The organism is Arthrobacter sp. Soil_C_49, from assembly GCF_057656635.1.
Genome location: NZ_JBDGJZ010000005.1, coordinates 150,193 through 167,964, shown reverse-complemented (window position 1 = coordinate 167,964; position 17,772 = coordinate 150,193). Strand labels below are relative to the sequence as shown.

15 protein-coding genes are annotated in these 17,772 nt (G+C 66.4%); 13 read left to right on the top strand and 2 right to left on the bottom strand.

Annotated features, from left to right (window positions below; translation table 11 throughout):
- The first annotated feature begins 57 nt into the window (after positions 1–57).
- The 4 genes from thiL to rsmD are packed head-to-tail and all read left to right on the top strand — an operon-like array spanning position 58 to position 5,039.
- Positions 58–1,104 (top strand): thiamine-phosphate kinase, encoded by a 1,047-nt coding sequence (thiL, locus tag AC3A4Z_RS10700; RefSeq protein WP_498711539.1) that lies wholly within the window; start codon positions 58–60, stop codon positions 1,102–1,104.
- 22 nt (positions 1,105–1,126) lie between these two features.
- Positions 1,127–2,113 (top strand): DAK2 domain-containing protein, encoded by a 987-nt coding sequence (locus AC3A4Z_RS10695; protein WP_498711538.1) that lies wholly within the window; start codon positions 1,127–1,129, stop codon positions 2,111–2,113.
- Positions 2,103–4,367 carry an ATP-dependent DNA helicase RecG gene (locus tag AC3A4Z_RS10690; RefSeq protein WP_498711537.1) on the top strand — a complete coding sequence of 755 codons (2,265 nt, stop codon included), beginning with the start codon at positions 2,103–2,105 and terminating at the stop codon, positions 4,365–4,367. Before AC3A4Z_RS10695 ends, AC3A4Z_RS10690 begins: the two co-directional genes overlap by 11 nt.
- 39 nt (positions 4,368–4,406) lie before the next feature.
- Positions 4,407–5,039, top strand: a complete 633-nt coding sequence (rsmD, locus tag AC3A4Z_RS10685) for a 16S rRNA (guanine(966)-N(2))-methyltransferase RsmD (RefSeq protein WP_498711536.1) — start codon at positions 4,407–4,409, stop codon at positions 5,037–5,039.
- Positions 5,040–5,062: 23 nt separating this feature from the next.
- On the opposite strand, the gene AC3A4Z_RS10680 is transcribed toward rsmD, so the two are convergent.
- Positions 5,063–5,851: a spermidine synthase gene (locus AC3A4Z_RS10680; protein WP_498711535.1), complete on the bottom strand. Its 789-nt coding sequence runs from the start codon at positions 5,849–5,851 to the stop codon at positions 5,063–5,065.
- Positions 5,851–7,080 carry an aminotransferase class I/II-fold pyridoxal phosphate-dependent enzyme gene (locus AC3A4Z_RS10675; protein WP_498711534.1) on the bottom strand — a complete coding sequence of 410 codons (1,230 nt, stop codon included), beginning with the start codon at positions 7,078–7,080 and terminating at the stop codon, positions 5,851–5,853. Before AC3A4Z_RS10675 ends, AC3A4Z_RS10680 begins: the two co-directional genes overlap by 1 nt.
- A 43-nt stretch (positions 7,081–7,123) precedes the next feature.
- On the opposite strand from AC3A4Z_RS10675, the gene coaD reads away from it, so the two are divergent.
- The 9 genes from coaD (at position 7,124) to ftsY (ending at position 17,760) form a co-directional block, all read left to right on the top strand.
- Positions 7,124–7,624 carry a pantetheine-phosphate adenylyltransferase gene (gene coaD, locus AC3A4Z_RS10670; RefSeq protein WP_493970177.1) on the top strand — a complete coding sequence of 167 codons (501 nt, stop codon included), beginning with the start codon at positions 7,124–7,126 and terminating at the stop codon, positions 7,622–7,624.
- 123 nt (positions 7,625–7,747) lie between these two features.
- Positions 7,748–8,272: a YceD family protein gene (locus AC3A4Z_RS10665; RefSeq protein ID WP_083435371.1), complete on the top strand. Its 525-nt coding sequence runs from the start codon at positions 7,748–7,750 to the stop codon at positions 8,270–8,272.
- Between the two features lie 36 nt (positions 8,273–8,308).
- Positions 8,309–8,512 (top strand): 50S ribosomal protein L32, encoded by a 204-nt coding sequence (gene rpmF, locus AC3A4Z_RS10660; protein ID WP_009356569.1) that lies wholly within the window; start codon positions 8,309–8,311, stop codon positions 8,510–8,512.
- Between the two features lie 21 nt (positions 8,513–8,533).
- Positions 8,534–9,262: a ribonuclease III gene (gene rnc, locus AC3A4Z_RS10655; RefSeq protein ID WP_493970178.1), complete on the top strand. Its 729-nt coding sequence runs from the start codon at positions 8,534–8,536 to the stop codon at positions 9,260–9,262.
- 5 nt (positions 9,263–9,267) lie between these two features.
- Positions 9,268–10,236 carry a bifunctional DNA-formamidopyrimidine glycosylase/DNA-(apurinic or apyrimidinic site) lyase gene (gene mutM, locus AC3A4Z_RS10650; RefSeq protein WP_498711533.1) on the top strand — a complete coding sequence of 323 codons (969 nt, stop codon included), beginning with the start codon at positions 9,268–9,270 and terminating at the stop codon, positions 10,234–10,236.
- A 131-nt stretch (positions 10,237–10,367) separates the two neighbouring features.
- Complete coding sequence (locus tag AC3A4Z_RS10645) at positions 10,368–11,651, top strand: MFS transporter (RefSeq protein WP_498711532.1); 1,284 nt, start codon at positions 10,368–10,370, stop codon at positions 11,649–11,651.
- Between the two features lie 11 nt (positions 11,652–11,662).
- Positions 11,663–12,760, top strand: coding sequence for a TolB-like translocation protein (locus tag AC3A4Z_RS10640; RefSeq protein WP_498711531.1), 1,098 nt, complete (start codon positions 11,663–11,665; stop codon positions 12,758–12,760).
- 134 nt (positions 12,761–12,894) lie between these two features.
- Positions 12,895–16,482: a chromosome segregation protein SMC gene (gene smc / locus AC3A4Z_RS10635; protein WP_498711530.1), complete on the top strand. Its 3,588-nt coding sequence runs from the start codon at positions 12,895–12,897 to the stop codon at positions 16,480–16,482.
- Between the two features lie 72 nt (positions 16,483–16,554).
- A complete protein-coding gene (ftsY, locus tag AC3A4Z_RS10630; protein WP_493970183.1) occupies positions 16,555–17,760 on the top strand; it encodes a signal recognition particle-docking protein FtsY in 1,206 nt (401 codons plus the stop codon).
- The last annotated feature ends 12 nt before the right edge of the window (positions 17,761–17,772 follow it).

The following is a 17,772-nucleotide window of genomic DNA, read 5'->3' as shown; positions in this document are numbered from 1 at the left end:
GACACGGTGCCGGCTGTGCGGGCCGCCAATGTCCGGGGTCCGCTGTAGCGTAGTGGCGTGCCAGAGAACCGTTTAACCGTCCACCCCCAGCCCACAGCCGTCGGTGCCCTGTCCGAAGCCGAATTGCTGGCGCGGATCTTCCCCCGTCTGTCCATGCCCGGGTCCCACTCCCGGGCCACGCTGCTGGGGCCGGGAGACGACGCTGCAGTGGTGGCGGCGCCGGACGGTAAGACCGTGGTGAGCATCGACACGCAAGTCCAGGACCAGGACTTCCGGCTGGAATGGCCCAACGGCTACCGGACAACAGGCTTCGACGTCGGCTGGAAGGCCGCGGCGCAGAACCTGAGCGATATCAACGCCATGGGAGCCACCGCCACGTCGCTCGTGGTGAGCCTGACCCTTCCACCGGAGACACCTGCCAGTTGGGTGGAGGACCTGGCGGACGGTCTAACGGCGGCGATCAGGGAGCTGGGAGCCACGGAATGCTCAGTGGCAGGAGGCGACCTGGGGCGCGGCCGGGAAATCTCCGTCACTGCTGCCGTGCTCGGCACCCTCCACGGCGGCCGTGCCGTCCTTCGGTCCGGTGCGCAGCCGGGGGACGTCCTTGCGCTTGCCGGCACGGCCGGACACGCGGCCGCCGGCCTGGCCCTTCTGGAGTCCTCCATAAGCGTCGAAGCTCTGGGCGAACGTGAGCGGGTGTTCCTGGACCTGCAGTGCAGGCCGCGGCCACCGCTGAATGCCGGCCCCGCAGCGCGGGCGGCCGGTGCCACGGCCATGCTCGATGTCTCGGACGGCCTCCTGCGGGATGGATTGCGGATGGCCACGGCCAGCAGCACCGCCCTCGATCTGGATCCGGCTCAACTCCGGGTGCTGGGGGAAGTCTTGCGGCCTGCCGCGGAGCTGCTGGGAACTGACGCCACCGGATGGGTGCTGAACGGCGGGGAGGACCACGGCCTGCTTGCCACATTCCCTGCTGATGTTCAGCTGCCTCCCGGATTCGCTGCGATAGGCTCAGTACAAGCACTGGGAAGCAATGAAAGCCCGAGCGTCACAATTGCGGGCCGGCACGCGGACGCCGGGGGATGGGATCACTTTGCACACTAAGGTTGCCGCCAACGCGCAAGCGATGAAGAGGTGGTTGAGCAAGGCCGAGACCGTCATTGGAAACCACAGCGACCGCCTCAACGCCATCAATATCTTCCCGGTGGCGGACGGGGATACAGGTACCAACCTGTACCTGACCGTCCGTGCGGCCGCCCGGTCCGCTGCTGCCGCGGAAGACCAGCCTGCCCAGCTGGATGTCGGCGTCGTCCTTGCTGCCGCCGGCCAGGCTGCGATGGAGGAGGCCCGCGGAAACTCGGGAACCCTGCTTTCCGTGTTCCTGTGCGCCGCGGCTGAACCTCTGGCGGGCCACACCCGGCTGACGTCCACCCTTCTTGCCGCAGCACTCAACCGTGCCCAGATCAGGGCGTGGTCAGCCCTCAGCGACCCCGTCCCGGGAACCATGCTTTCAGTGATGGAGGCAGCGGCACGGGCCGCTGCCGCAGTTGACGCCGGGCAAAATGGTGACGACAGCAACCACGCCCTGGGCCTTGCCCTGGATGCAGCCGTTGAAGGTGCCCTGGCTGCCGTAATCCGCACCGAGGACCAGCTGGACGCCCTGACCTCGGCCCGGGTGGTGGACGCGGGTGGAGTGGGAATGCTCCTGATCCTGGATTGCCTCCGCTCAGCGGTCCTGGGTGAAGAACTCCAGAGCGAGCTGCTCGACGGCCTGCATGGCTATGACGTCTCGGATCCCCACATCCACACCGCCCTGCCGGACGATGACGGCGTTGAAGTCATGTTCACCATCAACCTTTCGCCCCTGCACGCAGCCACCCTCCGCCAGCAGCTGGACGAGATCGGCGAGTCCGTCATCATGAGCCAGGTTGGCGGCAACGAGGACGCGGACGGGAAGTACCGGTGGCGGGTCCATGTGCACGTTCCCGAGCCGGAACCGGCCCTCAGTATTATCCGCGCCCTGGGAGAGCCATCCCAGCTCAGTATCAGCGAACTCGCGCTGCCGCGTGAACCCCACACAGATGCAGTGAACTCCAGTGGGCATGACCGCTGAACTGGATCTTGCGCTGGAACGGCGGCTCGGAAAGCTATCCGCAACCGTCATTGAGAAGCATCTGGGCATCACCACCGTTGACGGGCTGCTGAACTACTTCCCGCGCCGCTATATGAGCCGCGGCGAGCTGACGCCCATCAGCGAGCTTCCCCTCGACGAGGAGGTCACGCTCATCGCCAGGGTGCTCTCCAGCAGTACCCGGAAGATGCAGGCGCGCCGCGGCACCATCACGGACGTCATCGTGTCCGACGACGACGGGCAGCAAGGGCTCCGGCTGGTCGGCGGCACGGACTACCGCGGGAAAGTCCCCGGCACCCTCAAAATCACGTTCTTCAACGGTTTTAAAGCAAAAACCGACCTCCTGCAGGGACGCCGGGCCCTGTTCTCCGGGAAAGTGACCAAGTTCAAAGGCCAACTGGGCCTCACCAACCCGGATTTCCAGCTCCTGGATGAGGATCCTTTCAGCGAGGGCAGCCAGGACCCGGAAAAGCTGGCCGCCATGCCCATCCCGGTGTACCCGGCCACTGCCAAGCTGCCCAGCTGGAAGATCCAGAAGGCCGTCTACACGCTGCTGGAAACCCTTGATCTGGATACTTTGCCCGATCCCGTCCCGGCCGCCGTCGCCCGGCGTGAAAAGTTCCTTCCGGTGGCCGAGGCCTACCGCCTTATTCACGCGCCCGAATCCGCTGAGGACTGGCGGCGGGCGCGGGACCGGCTCCGCTACCACGAAGCGCTGGTGCTGCAGTCCGCCCTGGCCCGGCGCCGGGCACAGCTGGCTGCGGAGGAAGCCACCGCCCGGCGGCAGGTTCCGGGCGGACTGCTGGAAGCCTTCGATGCAAACCTTCCCTTCACGCTCACGGCGGGGCAGGCCGCCATCGGCAAGACCCTGGCGGCCGAACTTGCGCGCGACTCCCCGATGAACCGGCTGCTGCAGGGCGAAGTGGGGTCCGGCAAGACCATCGTGGCGCTGCGGGCCATGCTGCAGGTGGTGGACGCCGGGGGACAGGCCGCGCTCCTGGCGCCCACCGAAGTCCTTGCCGCCCAGCACTACGAGTCGATCCGCCGCTCCCTGGGACCGCTCTCCACGGACGGTCTGCTCGGCGGGCTGGACGCCGCCTCCGTCCAGGTGACCCTGCTGACGGGTTCCATGCCGGCCGCCGCCCGCAAGCAGGCACTGCTCGATGCTGCTTCCGGGACAGCGGGAATCATCATCGGCACCCATGCCCTGCTGAGCGGCAATGTGAGCTTCTACGACCTTGGCCTGATCGTGGTGGATGAGCAGCACCGCTTCGGTGTGGAACAACGGGACGCCCTCCGGGCCAAGGCACGGAAGCCGCCCCACCTGCTGGTCATGACTGCCACGCCCATCCCGCGCACTGTGGCCATGACTGTGTTCGGGGACCTCGAAACTTCCGTACTGGACGAGTTGCCCGCAGGGCGGGCCCCGATCAGCACCCATTTGGTGGGCCTTGCAGAAAACCCGGCCTGGGCCGGACGCATCTGGGCCCGTTCGCGCGAGGAAATCGACAACGGGCACCAGGTGTATGTCGTCTGCCCCAAGATCGGCACCGACGACGACGGCGACTTCAGCCCGGAGGAAACGGACCTGTCCGATGGCCTTGAGGGGGAAAACGGGCGCGAACTCGCGTCGGTGACCGCCGTCGTCGAACATCTCCTGGCCGAGCCGGCATTTGCCGGTGTCCCCCTGGCCCCGCTGCACGGGCGGCAGTTGCCGGACGTGAAGGCCGCCGCCATGGCCGGCTTCGTGGACAACCAGGTCAAACTGCTCGTCTCCACTACCGTCATTGAGGTGGGCGTGGATGTCCCCAACGCCACGCTGATGGTCATCCTCGACGCCGACAGGTTCGGCATCTCCCAGCTCCACCAGCTGCGCGGCCGGGTGGGCAGGGGCGGGCTGCCCGGAACCTGCCTGCTGGTCACCGCCCTGGAGCCCGGCCACCCCAGCCGGAAGCGGCTGGAGGCGGTAGCCGCCACCACGGACGGTTTCGAGCTTTCCCAGGAGGACCTCAAGCTCCGCCGCGAAGGCGACATCCTCGGCGCCTCGCAGTCCGGCGGCCGCTCCACTCTTCGACTGCTGCGTGTGCTTGAGCATGAAGCCGTCATCAGCCGGGCCAGGGACGACGCCCAGCAGATCGTGTCACAGGACCCCTCGCTGGCTGAACACCAGGAACTGGCCGAAGCCATCGAGAAGTACCTCAACCCCGAAAAGGAGGCGTTCCTTGAACGCGGTTAGCAAGGCGGACCCCACCATGCGCGGAAGCAGAGGCGTCCGGTGAGCCGGATCATTTCCGGCGCAGCCGGCGGCACGCCCCTGCAGGCTGTCCCGGGCTCCTTGACCAGGCCCACCACGGACCGGGTCAAAGAAGCGCTCTTCTCGCGCCTTGATGCCTTTGATGTCATCAGCGGCGCCAGGGTGCTGGACCTCTACGCAGGTTCGGGATCGCTCGGTGTGGAGAGCGGCAGCAGGGGAGCCCAAACCGTGGACCTGGTGGAGTCCGATGCGAAGGCGAGTGCTGTATGCCAGCGCAATGCCGACCTCATCAACGGGGTCCTGGGCCGAAAAGCCGTGACGGTCCACCGGTCCAAGGTGGAACCTTTCCTTGAGCGCGCCGATGCCGCCGCAACCTGGGACCTGGTATTCCTGGACCCGCCCTATCCGCTGGAGGAGGTGGCCTTGGCCGCAGTGCTCGAAAAGCTGGCCGTGCACCTGGCGCCGGCGGCCGTGGTGGTGGTGGAGAGGTCGTCCCGCTCGCCGGAGCCTGCCTGGCCGGGCGGGCTGGCGCGGTTCGCGGAGAAAAAGTACGGCGAAACCCGGCTGTGGTTCGCTGAGCCGTTTGTCCCCGACGCCGTCGACCCGGACGCCTTAGATGCGGAAGGCGTGGATGTGGACGGGAACAGCCTGTAGGAAACCTTCCCGGCGAGGCCTGCTCAGACCGCGAGGGCGTCCAGGTCCACTCCGGCCAGGACCTTGGCCGGGTGCGGGCCCCGGGCGGTCAATTCTTCGGACCAGCCGGCGGGCCACGCCGTTTGGGTGCCGGCGAGGATGATGTTTCCGGGGTAGCGGCCTTCGAACATGCCGGCTTCAGCAAAGGCGGCGACGTCAGCCATCGCATGCCGCATAGCCGACACCTGGCTGCGGACCAGGGTGAGGCCTGGCTCGTCCCCCACATTGACGATCAGGAGCCCGCCCGGCGCCAGCCGTTCCCGCAGCTCGCCGTAAAACTCCCTGCACGCAAGATGCGCCGGTGCCTCGGGCCCGGAGAAGATGTCCAGGATGACCACGTCAAAAAGGAGGCCGGGCTCGAGGTCCGTCAGCGCATCCCTGGCATCTCCGATGACCGCGTGCAGGTTTGCCCCTTCGGGAAGGGGCAGCTGCTGCAGGACGAAATCAAGCAGTTCGCGTTCCAGCTCCACCGCGTACTGGATGGAGCCCGGCCGGGTCGACTGGATATAGCGGGCCAACGTCAGGGCCCCGGCCCCCAGATGCAGCGCCGTGATTGGCGTTTCCGCGGGAGCCGCCAGGTCCACCAGATGCCCGATCCGCCTCAGGTATTCGTAGAAGATCTCATCCGGCCGCGCCAGGTTCACGTGCGACTGTTCGGCGCCGCCGATACTCAGCACGTAGCTGCCCTCGGTGAACGCGTCCGGCTCGATGGCTGCGTGCTGCCCGCTGGTGCGCAGGAACCGGGCCGCTGCCCGCCCGCTGCCTGCCTGCATCAGACCAGTCCGCCAAGGGTGGCCAGCCGGACGGCAGCCTCCTCGAGGACGTCGGTCTTTTTGCAGAAGGCAAAGCGAAGCAGGCTGCGCGTCCGCTCTGCACCTTCCGGATGGCAGAAGACCGGGACGGGAATGGCGGCAACGCCCACCAGGCCGGGCAGCCTGCGGGCGAGGTCCACCGAATCATGGATTCCCAGCGGGGCAGTGTCGACGTTGACGAAGTACGTACCCTGCGGGGAGAAGACGTCGAAGCCTGCCGCCCTCAACCCGTCGCTCAGGATGTCCCGCTTGCGCTTCAGCGTGGCGGCAACGTCCTCGTAGAAGGCATCCGGCAGCCCCAGGCCGGTGGCAATGGCCGCCTGGAACGGGGTGCCCGAACTGTAGGTCAGGAACTGCTTGACCGTCCGCACAGCGGATACAAGTTCCTCCGGGCCCGTCACCCAGCCGATCTTCCAGCCCGTCAGCGAAAACGTCTTGCCGGCCGAGGAGATGGTGATGGTGCGGTCGGCGGCTCCGGGCAGGGAAGCCACCGGTACGTGGCGGGCGCCGAAGGTGAGGTGTTCGTACACTTCGTCGGTGATGATCAGGCAGTCATGCTTCCGGGCCAGGTCAACAACGCGCTGCAGGATGCTCCGGGGAAATACCGCACCGGTGGGGTTGTGGGGGTTGTTAAGCAGCACCACCCGGGTCCGCCCGCTGAAGGCCGCTTCCAGGGCGGCCAGGTCCGGCATAAAATCCGGGGCCAGCAGCGGGGCCGTGACGTGGGTGGCGCCGGAGAGTCCGATCACTGCACCGTAGGAATCGTAGAACGGCTCGAAGGTCAGGACCTCGTCCCCGGGGCCGGTAAAGGCCAGCAGTGCGGCGGCGATGCCTTCGGTGGCGCCGGTGGTAACGATGACCTCGGTCTGCGGGTCAGGGGTCAGGCCATAGAACCTGTGCTGATGGGCCGCCACGGCTTCCCGCAGTTCCAGGATCCCCTTGCCGGGCGCATACTGGTTCACGCCGGCGGCGATGGCGGCGCGGGCAGCCTCCCTGATTTCCAGCGGACCGTCCTCATCCGGAAAGCCCTGGCCAAGGTTAATGGCCCCGGTCTGCGCCGCGAGGGTGGTCATCTCTTCGAAGATCGTGACGCCCAGCCCGCCATCCGGCCCGAGGAGGTTGGCACCAAGCGCGGTGCGTTGCCAGGGGGCAGGGGCCAGGGGGGTGGAAACTTCCCGTGGTGGATGCATCCAGTCATGGTATCCCGGCCTTTCCATGGGGTAGGTTCGGAGCATGAGACGCGCTGTCTGCCCCGGATCCTTCGACCCCATCCACAACGGCCATCTCGAGGTTATTGCCCGGGCGGCCAGCCTGTTCGATGAAGTAATAGTGGCGGTGTCCACCAACCCGGCCAAAAAGTACCGGTTCACACTGGGTGAGCGCCTGGACATGGCCCGCGAAACCTTGGCGTCGCTCAAGGGCATCGTGGTGGAACCCGTGGGCGAAGGGCTCCTCGCCGAGTACTGCCGGCAGCGGGGTGTGTCAGCCATCGTCAAGGGCCTGAGATCGTCCTCCGACTTCGACTACGAGCTGCCCATGGCCACGATGAACCGGCAGTTAAGCGGTGTGGAAACAGTCTTCCTGCCGGCCGAGGCCCACTACATCCACCTGTCCTCCACCTTGATCAAGGAAGTCGCGGGCCTGGGCGGAAGCGTCTCCGACTACGTCCCCAGATCCGTGCACCGGCGGATGCTCGCGGGCGGGTCGGCTGAGGATCAGCAGCCAAGAGGGTAGGCTTGTCAGGTACTTCGGCGGTCCCCGCTGGCTGGTTTGAGTCCCCGCGGCTCTTCAGGCTAAGATGGTACGTCGGTCATATGTTCAACAGGAGTTCTCATTAAAAGAGATGCTGGTTCGCCCCTGGCGTTCGACGTCAAGGACCTCGGACGCAGTCCGGGAAGCATGCGGACACTGAAGGAACATGTACCCGCACCGGGTGATCTTGGTGTGGCGCTCATTGGTGTTCAGGAAGGCTCGGATATCGAGCTGGATCTGAGGCTTGAGGCCGTACACGAAGGAATTCTGGTATCCGGAACCGCACTTGCCGAAGTAACCGGCGAATGCGGCCGATGCCTGGATCCCCTTGCGTATGACCTTGAGGTCAATGTGCAAGAACTTTTCTTCTATGAGGGCGTACAGCTTTCGGACGAAGAAGATGATGAAGAGCAACGTCGAGTCGAGCACGATGTAATCGATCTTGAACCGGTGTTGCGGGACGCGGTTGTCACCAACCTGCCGTTCCAGCCGGTGTGCCGGGAAGACTGCCAGGGCCTTTGCTCCGAATGCGGAGCTCGCCTGGAAGACGAGCCGGGGCACCACCACGAGGTCTTGGATCCTCGCTGGGCTGCCCTAGCTGATATGGCTAAGCCTGACCGGCAAAATTGATTTGTACGTGTTTGTCTAGAGAGAAATGAGTTAGCCGTGGCTGTTCCCAAGCGGAAAATGTCTCGCTCGAATACCCGCGCCCGCCGCTCGCAGTGGAAGGCGACCGCCCCCCACCTGGTGAAGACCGTGGAGAACGGCCAGGTTACCTACAGCCTGCCGCACCAGGCGAAGGTCGTCACCGATTCGGCCGGCACCGCGCTGTTCCTTGAGTACAAGGGCCGCAAGGTCGCGGACGTCTAATCGGCCCCTCAGGCTGACATGATGTCTTCAACTGAAGAGCTTTTGAAGCGTCTCGGTGTCTCTATTGACGCCGGGACGCTTCGTCTTGCGCTCACACACCGTTCCTACGCCTACGAAAACGGCGGCATCCCCACCAACGAGCGGCTGGAATTCCTGGGCGACTCCATCCTGGGATTCTCGGTGACGGACGCCCTGTACCGGGACAACCCGGACCTGCCGGAAGGCGATCTCGCGAAGCGCCGCTCGGCCGTGGTCAGCACCCGCGCCCTCGCCGGCATCGGGCGCAGCCTGGGCATTGGCGACTACATCTACCTCGGGCAGGGCGAAAAGCTCACCGAGGGCAAAAACAAGGCGTCCATTCTGGCGGACACCATGGAGGCCCTGATCGGAGCCACCTACGTGTCCAACGACATCGAGACGGCCCGCCAGCTGGTGATGCGCCTGATCGGGCCCCTGCTGAAGGACGCCGCTGCCCTGGGTGCCGGGACCGACTGGAAAACCAGCATCCAGGAGCTCGCGGCCAGCCGCCAGCTCGGGACCATCCACTATGCGGTGGAAGGGTCCGGTCCGGACCATGCGCGGGTTTTTACCGCAGTCCTGCACATCGGCGGCACGGCGTACGGCAGTGGTACCGGCCACTCGAAAAAGGAAGCGGAGCAGGAAGCTGCCGCTGACGCCTGGCGCGCTCTTTCGGGCACTGCGGCTTCCCGCGCCGGGGGCAAGTCCGCCGGCTCCGTAGCCGCCAAGTAGGCGTTGTGCCCGAACTTCCCGAGGTTGAGGTGGTCCGCCGCGGCCTGGTGAGCTGGGTCCGCGGCCGGACCATCGAACGTGTGGACGTCCTTGATGAACGCTCAGTCCGGCGCCACGCACTCGGGGCCGGGGATTTCATCGGGAACCTCGAAGGCGCCACCGTGGCCGACGTCGTGCGGCGCGGCAAATTCCTGTGGATGCCGCTTCTGGACGCAACCGCCGGCGCCGCTGATGAACCGTCAGGTAACGGGCGGCCCGCCGTCGCGTTGATGGCCCACCTTGGCATGAGCGGCCAACTCCTCATGCAGGACGCTGATGTTCCGGACGAGAAGCACCTCAAAGTGCGGTTCCGGCTTAGCTCCAGTGACGGCATGCCCGGGCAGCTGCGGTTCGTGGACCAGCGGATTTTCGGCGGCCTGTTCGTCACCTCCCTGGTACCAACGGACGACGGCGGCCCAGGCGGCCTCGCTGAATCACCCCTTCCGCTGATTGCAGAGGAAGCGGCCCACATTGCCCGGGATCCCTTGGACCCCGCCTTCTCGTTCGATCTTTTCTACCGCCGTCTGCGCAGACGCAAAACCGGCCTGAAACGGGCTTTGCTGGACCAGGGCCTTGTCTCCGGCATCGGCAACATCTACGCCGACGAAGCGCTGTGGCGTGCCCGCCTCCACTTCGCCCGGCCCACAGACACCCTTCGCCGGGCCGAGGCCGAAAGGGTGCTGGGCAGTGCGCGTGACGTGATGCTCGATGCCCTGGCCGCCGGCGGAACAAGCTTCGACTCCCTCTACGTGAACGTCAACGGTGCCTCCGGGTACTTTGACCGGTCCCTTAACGCCTACGGCCGGGAGGGCCAGCCGTGCCACCGCTGTGCCGCTGCGGGAATCCACGCCCTGATCCGCCGCGACCAGTTCATGAACCGTTCCTCGCACACCTGCCCGGTGTGCCAGCCGCGTCCCCGCAACGGCCGCTGGTAGTCCGCCGGCCGGATATTCTGCGGATTCTTCGGTTCCGCAATGTGGACCCGGCTGCAAAACTTTGTCCGTGAAGGCCAGGCGCAGCCCGCCCGCGCATGGCCCCCTTGCCGGACAACAGGAACGGGCAGCCGTTGTACATCTCGATGTCGGACCGCAAAGGCGGCCAGCAGGACCTGCAGGAAACAGGCAGCCGCGGCCCGACAGCCTTCAGGTTGTCGCCGGTGATCATCTGGCTCGGCATCGTGAGCATGATGACCGACATATCGTCCGAGTCCGTTGCCGCCGTCCTTCCGCTCTACGTCACCGGCTTTCTTGGGTTGTCAACCATCGCCTTTGGTGTCATAGACGGTATTAACCAGGGCGCCAGTGCCGTTGTCCGGATCGGGGCCGGATGGGTCTCGGACCGCACAGGCCACCCCAAACGCGTGGCCGTGGCCGGCTACGGGCTGTCCATGGCGGCCAGGACTGGTTTCCTTTTCGCCGGTGGCTTTTGGGTCATCGCCGGAATCGTCACGGGTGACCGGATCGGAAAAGGTATCCGGACGGCTCCCCGCGACGCCCTGATCTCGGCAGCCGCGCAGCCCGAATACCTGGCCAGGTCCTTCGGGATCCACCGGATGCTGGACAACATCGGTGCTGCTGCCGGGCCGCTCATCGCCTTCCTCATCCTGATGCTCATACCCAACGGATTCAACACGGTGTTTGTAGTGTCCCTGGCCTTCGCCATCATCGGCGTGGCCGTGTTGCTGCTGGTGGTGCCGGACAAATTGAAGCCCACGTCCCGGCAGGCCGGAGGGACGTCCCGGCCCGCTTTCCGCTGGTCACAGCTGAAATGGTCGCGCCTCAGGGAACAGGGCATGGCCCGCCTCGTGGCGGTCACAGGGCTGCTCGGCCTGCTCACCATCGGCGACGGGTTTGTCTATCTCCTCCTCCAGCACCGGGAAGCCTTTGCCGTCCAGTGGTTTCCACTCCTTTATGTGGGAACGAACGTGGCATTCCTGGTATTCGCAGTTCCGCTGGGCCGGCTGGCTGACCGCTGGGGCCGGGTCCCGGTCTTTTTGGCCGGCCACGTGGCGCTCCTCGCCGGCTACGTGCTGGCGGTACTTCCGCTCGGCGGGACCGCAGCCACCCTTGGCTGCCTGTTGCTGCTGGGAGTGTTCTACGCCGCAACCGACGGCGTGTTGTCGGCCCTCGTCAGCCAACTGGCGCCACCGGAACGGCTGGGAACTGCCCTGGGGACCGCGCAGACGGTAGTGGCAATCAGCAGGATGGCGGCCGCTGCCTGCTTCGGCATCCTCTGGTACCTGCTCGGGCCGGTCGCAGCAGCTGCCTGCGTGGCAGGGCTGCTGGCTTTGGCTGTGCCGGCCGCCGCCTTTGTCCTTCGCAGCACGGCCGGAAGGGCAGTGTCGCTGTGAGCAGGACCACCATGGACACAGCTCCACACAGCCGCAATCCCGGCACCGGTGCCTCCAGTGACTCCGGCATCACCGGTCTTGAAGCGCCCCCTGCGGGAGGCCGGCGGCAGCTGGTGCTCCTGCTGGCAGTGGCCGCCCTGGTCCTCGCCGGGGCCGGAGCCTACGGACTCTCGGCGTTCCAGCAGGAACAAGCCAGCCAGGAAGCAGCATCACCGGTGAAGGTGGTCCCGGCCACGGCCTTGCCTGCGGAGCCTTTTGTGATGTTCCGCAATACAGCGTCCGGCCAGGGCTACGGACAAGCAGCCACGGTTGCCCTGGCCGATCCCTCCGGGGAACGTGCCCTGAGCGGGCACGCCTGTGACCGCGTCTACGCCTCAAGGGAACTGGTCAGCTGTCTTCAGACCATCAACGAGATTCCCACAAAATACGAGGCAGCAACCTACGATTCGTCGCTGAAGCGCCTTGATTCCTGGATTCTGGGCGGCATCCCCAGCAGGACGAGGCTGAGCAGAGATGATTTGCTGATCGGCACCACAGTTTTTGTTGCCGGGCACTCCTACGCCTCAGCGGGTTTTTCCACCGAGACCGTTATCCGCGGCAGGGACGGTACGGTCCACGGCAACCTGGAAGAGTTTTCGCTGATTTCAGACGGAACCCGGATCAAGGCTTCCGACCGGAATATCTGGGGCGTCACCTTCATTCCGGGGGACCCCGCGGGCTTCTACGCCACCGCGTCTTCGCAGGGCCATATCTGGCTGGTCCGGGGCGACCTTAACGCCAGGACGCTGACGGTAGTGGCGTCAGGCATCGAATGCCCGTCGATTTCACCTGACGGAACCCGGATCGCGTTCAAGAAGAGCACCACCGGCACCCTGGTGGGGCACAGGAACATCGCCGTGCTGGACATCGCATCCGGGATGGAAACCGTCCTGGGTGAAGAGCGTGACATTGACGACCAGCTCGAATGGCTGGACAACAGCACTGTGGTTTACGGTGTACCCCGGGATGACACCGGCCAGGACAGCGATGTCTGGGCGGTTGCCACCGAAGTCGGAGCGGCTCCCCGGCTGTTCATCGAGCACGCCTGGTCTCCCGCAGTGGTCCACTGATGTTTATCCGCCCCTTTTAAAGGAACCGAGCAGAGCGGAGACGGCCGTAAATCCGGGTCATTGCGCCGCAACGCAGTAGATTTGGTGCAGGGAAGCAGCATCCGCCCCACGCCACCCAGGAGATCCGAAAAGCCTTGCACCTCAAAAGCCTGACCGTCCGGGGGTTCAAGTCCTTTGCGTCCGCCACCACCTTTGAGTTCGAGCCCGGCGTCACCGCCGTGGTGGGCCCGAACGGCTCCGGCAAGTCCAACGTTGTGGATGCCCTGGCCTGGGTCATGGGCGAACAGGGTGCCAAGACGCTCCGCGGCGGCAAGATGGAGGACGTCATCTTCGCCGGAACCTCGGGCCGGCCGCCGCTGGGGCGTGCGCACGTCTCGCTGACCATCGACAACAGCGACGGTGCCCTGCCCATCGAGTACAGCGAGGTGACCATCTCGCGCACGCTCTTCCGCGCGGGCGGGTCCGAATATGCGATCAACGGGGCAAGCTGCCGCCTGCTGGACATCCAGGAACTGCTCTCCGATTCCGGTCTGGGCCGCGAAATGCACGTCATCGTAGGCCAGGGCCAGCTGGACAGGGTCCTGCACGCCACCCCGGAGGACCGCCGCGGCTTCATCGAGGAGGCAGCCGGCATCCTCAAACACCGCCGCCGCAAGGAACGGACCGTGCGCAAGCTGGAGGCCATGCAGGCCAACCTGCAGCGGCTCACCGACCTCACGGGGGAAATCCGGCGCCAGCTCACCCCGTTGGGCAAACAGGCTGAGGTTGCCCGCAGGGCCCAGCGCGTCCAGTTCGACGTCCGCGACGCGCGGGCCAGGCTTTTGGCCGATGACCTGGTCCAGCTGCAGCAAGCCCTGGAACAGGACGTGGCGGACGAAGCCGCCCTGAAAACCCGGCGCGCCGCCGTCGAACAGGAGCTTGAGGTTGGCCGAAGGCAGCAGGCTGCCCTGGAGCAGCTGGCTGCGGAGGCAACGCCGAAACTGAACGCCGCACGTGACACCTGGTACCGGCTGACCGCCTCGCGCGAACGGCTCCGGTCCCTCGGATCGCTGGCCCAGGAACGCAGCCGCCTGCTCGGTTCCACTGAACCGGCACCCGCCGGCCGGGACCCTGAACAGCTGGAGCGGCAGGCCGCGCGCGTCCGCGCGGAGCTCGCCGAACTCGAACGCCACCTCCTGGACAAACGCAGCGCCCTCGAGACGGCCAGTGCAGCAAAGGCTGAAGCCGAAGCGGCAGCCCTTGCCGAAGACAAGCGGCTGACGGCAGTGCTGCGGGCAGCCGCCGACCGGCGCGAAGGATTGGCGCGCCTGGCCGGACAGGTGGCCGCGGCCCGCTCCCGGGTGGAATCCGCGCAGGCCGAGCTGGGCAGGCTGCGGGAATCGCAGGCTGCCGGGCTGGAGCGCCGCGCCCGAGCGCAATCCGAGTTCACGGCGCTCGAAAACCAGGTGGCCGGCGTGGAGGAGGGCGAGGAATCCCTTGATGCGGATTACGAGGCCGCCAGCGACGCCCTGGACGCGGTGCTGCAGGAAATCTCTGATCTGACCGCCGCGGTCAGTGAGGGAATCCGGAAGCGTGACGCCCTGGCGGCGCGCCTTGACGCCCTGAAGCTTGGCCTCACCAGGAAAGACGGTGCCGGGCACGTCCTGCAGTCAGGTGTGGCCGGTGTGCTGGGGACCCTGGCCGGGGAACTCACTGTGGAGCCGGGCTTTGAGACCGCGATAGCAGCGGCACTGGGGGAGGCTTCGGAAGCCGTGCTGGTCCGTGACGAGGAGGCAGCGGCAGCCGCGGTCCAGGTCCTTAAGGATGACGACGCCGGGCGTGCGTCGCTCCTGCTGGCTTCCCCGGGTGCCGCCTCCGGAGCCCAAACCGGCTCGCCGCCGTCCCTTCCGGAAGGAGCCGCCTGGGCCGCCGCACTTGTCAAGGACGCCGGGCGCTCCGCAGCCGCAGTGCGGCACCTGCTGGCGGGCACTGCCGTCGTCACCGACATCGAGGCAGCGGCCCTGCTGGTGTCAGCCCATCCCATGATCACCGCGGTGACCCGGGCCGGGGACATATTCACCGCGGTGTCTGCTGCCGGCGGCTCAGCCAAGGCGCCGTCGCTATTGGAAGTCCAGGCGGCAGTGGACGACGCCGAAGGCCAGCTTTCGGACGTCACCGCCGGGCTGGAACGGAGCAGGTTCGCCCTGGCCGGCGCAGAGGCCAGGCGGACGGAGGCGCAGGAACGTGCCGACGCCGCCCTGGACCGGCTGCATGAATCGGACGCGCGGCTGGCAGCTGTTGCCGAACGCCTGGGACACCTCAACTCGGTCCTGCGCAGTGCCGTGGGTGAAAGCGAGAGGCTGGCTGCCTCGCTGGCACGGGCCGAGCACAACGTCGCGGCGGAGGAGGAAGCCCTCGCTGCCGTGGCCGCCCGGCTGGCCGCTGCCCAGGAAGCGCCGCTGGAGCAGGAGCCCTCCACGGAACACCGGGACGCCCTGGCAGCGGCAGCGTCAACGGCCCGGGCCGCCGAGGTGGAGGCCCGGCTGTCGCTGCGCAGCGCGGAGGAACAACTTACCGCCACACAGAACCGCGTTACCTCACTGGAGCGCGCGGCGGCCACGGAGCGCCGCGCCCGCGAGGAAGCAGCGGAACGCGCCCGCCGGCGCCGCGCCCAGGCGAAACGTGCCGCTGCAGTCGCAGCCGCCGTCGAACTCGCCCTGCGCTACATGGACGTGTCCGTGGACCTGGCACGGCACGAACGCGACCTTGCCGAGGAGAACCGGGAACAGCGGGACCGGGAACTGCTGCATCTCCGGACAGCAAACGATGCCTTCGCGCGGGAACTGGCCGAGCTCACGGACAATGTGCACCGGGATGAGCTGGCCCGTGCACAGCAGCTGGCCCGGATTGAAGCCCTCGAAAGCCGCTCCATTGATGAACTTGGCATCACCCCGGACGCCCTGGTGGCGGACTTCGGGCCCGACGTTCCCGTCCCGGTGCCGGCCGAAGAAACCGGCGACAAGTGGGCTGCCCTGCGCGCCCCGGTGGATGCCGGCGGAACCGAAATTGTTAAGGGAAAGCCCTACGTCCGCGAGGAACAGGAAAAACGGCTCCGCAAAGCCGAACGCGATCTGGCCAGCCTGGGCCGCGTGAACCCCCTGGCCCTGGAGGAATTCGCCGCGCTCGAGGAGCGCCACCAGTTCCTCAGCACGCAGTTGGAGGACCTGAAAGCCAGCCGGAAGGACCTGCTGGACATCATCAAGGAAGTGGATGACCGCGTCCAGCGGGTCTTCACCGAAGCTTTCGAAGACACCCAGGCGCAGTTCATCCGGGTTTTCGCCAGGCTTTTTCCCGGCGGCGAGGGCCGCCTGGTCCTCACTGATCCCGGGGACATGCTCACCACCGGCATCGAAGTGGAGGCCCGCCCTGCCGGCAAGAAGATCAAGCGGCTGTCGCTCCTGTCCGGCGGTGAGCGCTCGCTGACCGCCGTCGCCCTGCTGGTGGCCATTTTCAAGGCGCGCCCGTCGCCGTTCTATGTCATGGACGAGGTGGAGGCTGCGCTGGACGACACCAACCTGGGCCGGCTGATCACCATCTTTGAGGAGCTCCGGGAATCCAGCCAGCTCATTGTCATCACGCACCAGAAACGGACCATGGAGGTCGCGGACGCGCTCTACGGCGTGACCATGAGGGGCGACGGCGTCTCCACCGTGATCAGCCAGCGCCTGGGAGCAGAGGTATAGGCGCGGGCGGCGGTGGACCTTGCGTGCCTCAGGCGTCAATCACGCGTGAGGCGCGTGTGAGAAGCTAGGGGAGTGAATGACATCCTCCCCATAATTTTGTCCATTGTTGCTGCCTTGGCGGTTATTGGCGGGCTGATTCCGGTCCTGCTCAAGACGCGGAAAAACATCAACCAGTACCCGGGCACCCGTGATGCCAACGATCCCGTACTGCCCCGGGGCGGCAGCACGGCCGTCGAGGACGGGCCGGCCACCACCGGTGGCACGCCGGCCGGCACCGTGGACCTGGAGGAGCTGGACACCACCACGGTCCCGGACGATGCGGCGGGGCTGGAAGTCATCCCGGTGGAGACGCCGCTGCCTGTGGCCGGCCGGCTCATGCGCCTGCGCGAACGGCTGGTCCGCTCCAACAACATCATGGGCAAGGGGCTCCTGGCCCTGCTGTCCAGCGACAAGATCGACGAAAACGTCTGGGACGAAGTAGAGGAAACCCTCCTGCTGGCCGACCTTGGCACCGAACCCACCATGCAGCTGGTTGATGCCCTGCGTGAGCGCGTCAAGGTGCTGGGCACCCGGACGCCCGAGCAGGTCAAGGTGCTGCTCCGTGAGGAACTCATCAAGCTCGTGGATCCCACCATGGACCGCACGCTGAACGTCCAGCGCCACGCCGACAAACCTGCCGTGATGATGGTGGTGGGCGTGAACGGCGTCGGCAAGACCACCACGGTGGGCAAGCTCGCCCGTGTCCTCGTGGCGGAGGACAAGGACGTCCTGCTCGGCGCGGCCGACACGTTCCGTGCTGCAGCCGCCGAACAGCTGGCAACCTGGGGCCAGCGCGTGGGAGTCCCCACCGTGAAATCGGACATCGACGGCGCAGACCCCGCCTCGGTTGCCTACGAGGCGGTCAAGGCGGGGATCGACCAGGAGGTGGACGTTGTCATGATCGACACCGCCGGCCGGCTCCAGAACAAGGTTGGCCTTATGGACGAGCTCGGGAAGGTCAAGCGCGTGGTGGAAAAGCTGGCCGAGGTGGACGAGGTCCTCCTGGTGCTGGACGCCACCACCGGCCAGAACGGGCTCAACCAGGCACGCGTCTTCTCCGAGGTGGTCAACATCACGGGCATCGTCCTCACCAAGCTGGACGGCACGGCCAAGGGCGGCATCGTGGTCGCCATCCAGAAGTCACTGGGCGTTCCGGTCAAGCTCATCGGACTGGGCGAAGGCGCTGACGACCTCGCACCCTTCGAGCCTGAAGCGTTTGTGGACGCCCTGTTGAACTAGTCCCGCCGGAGA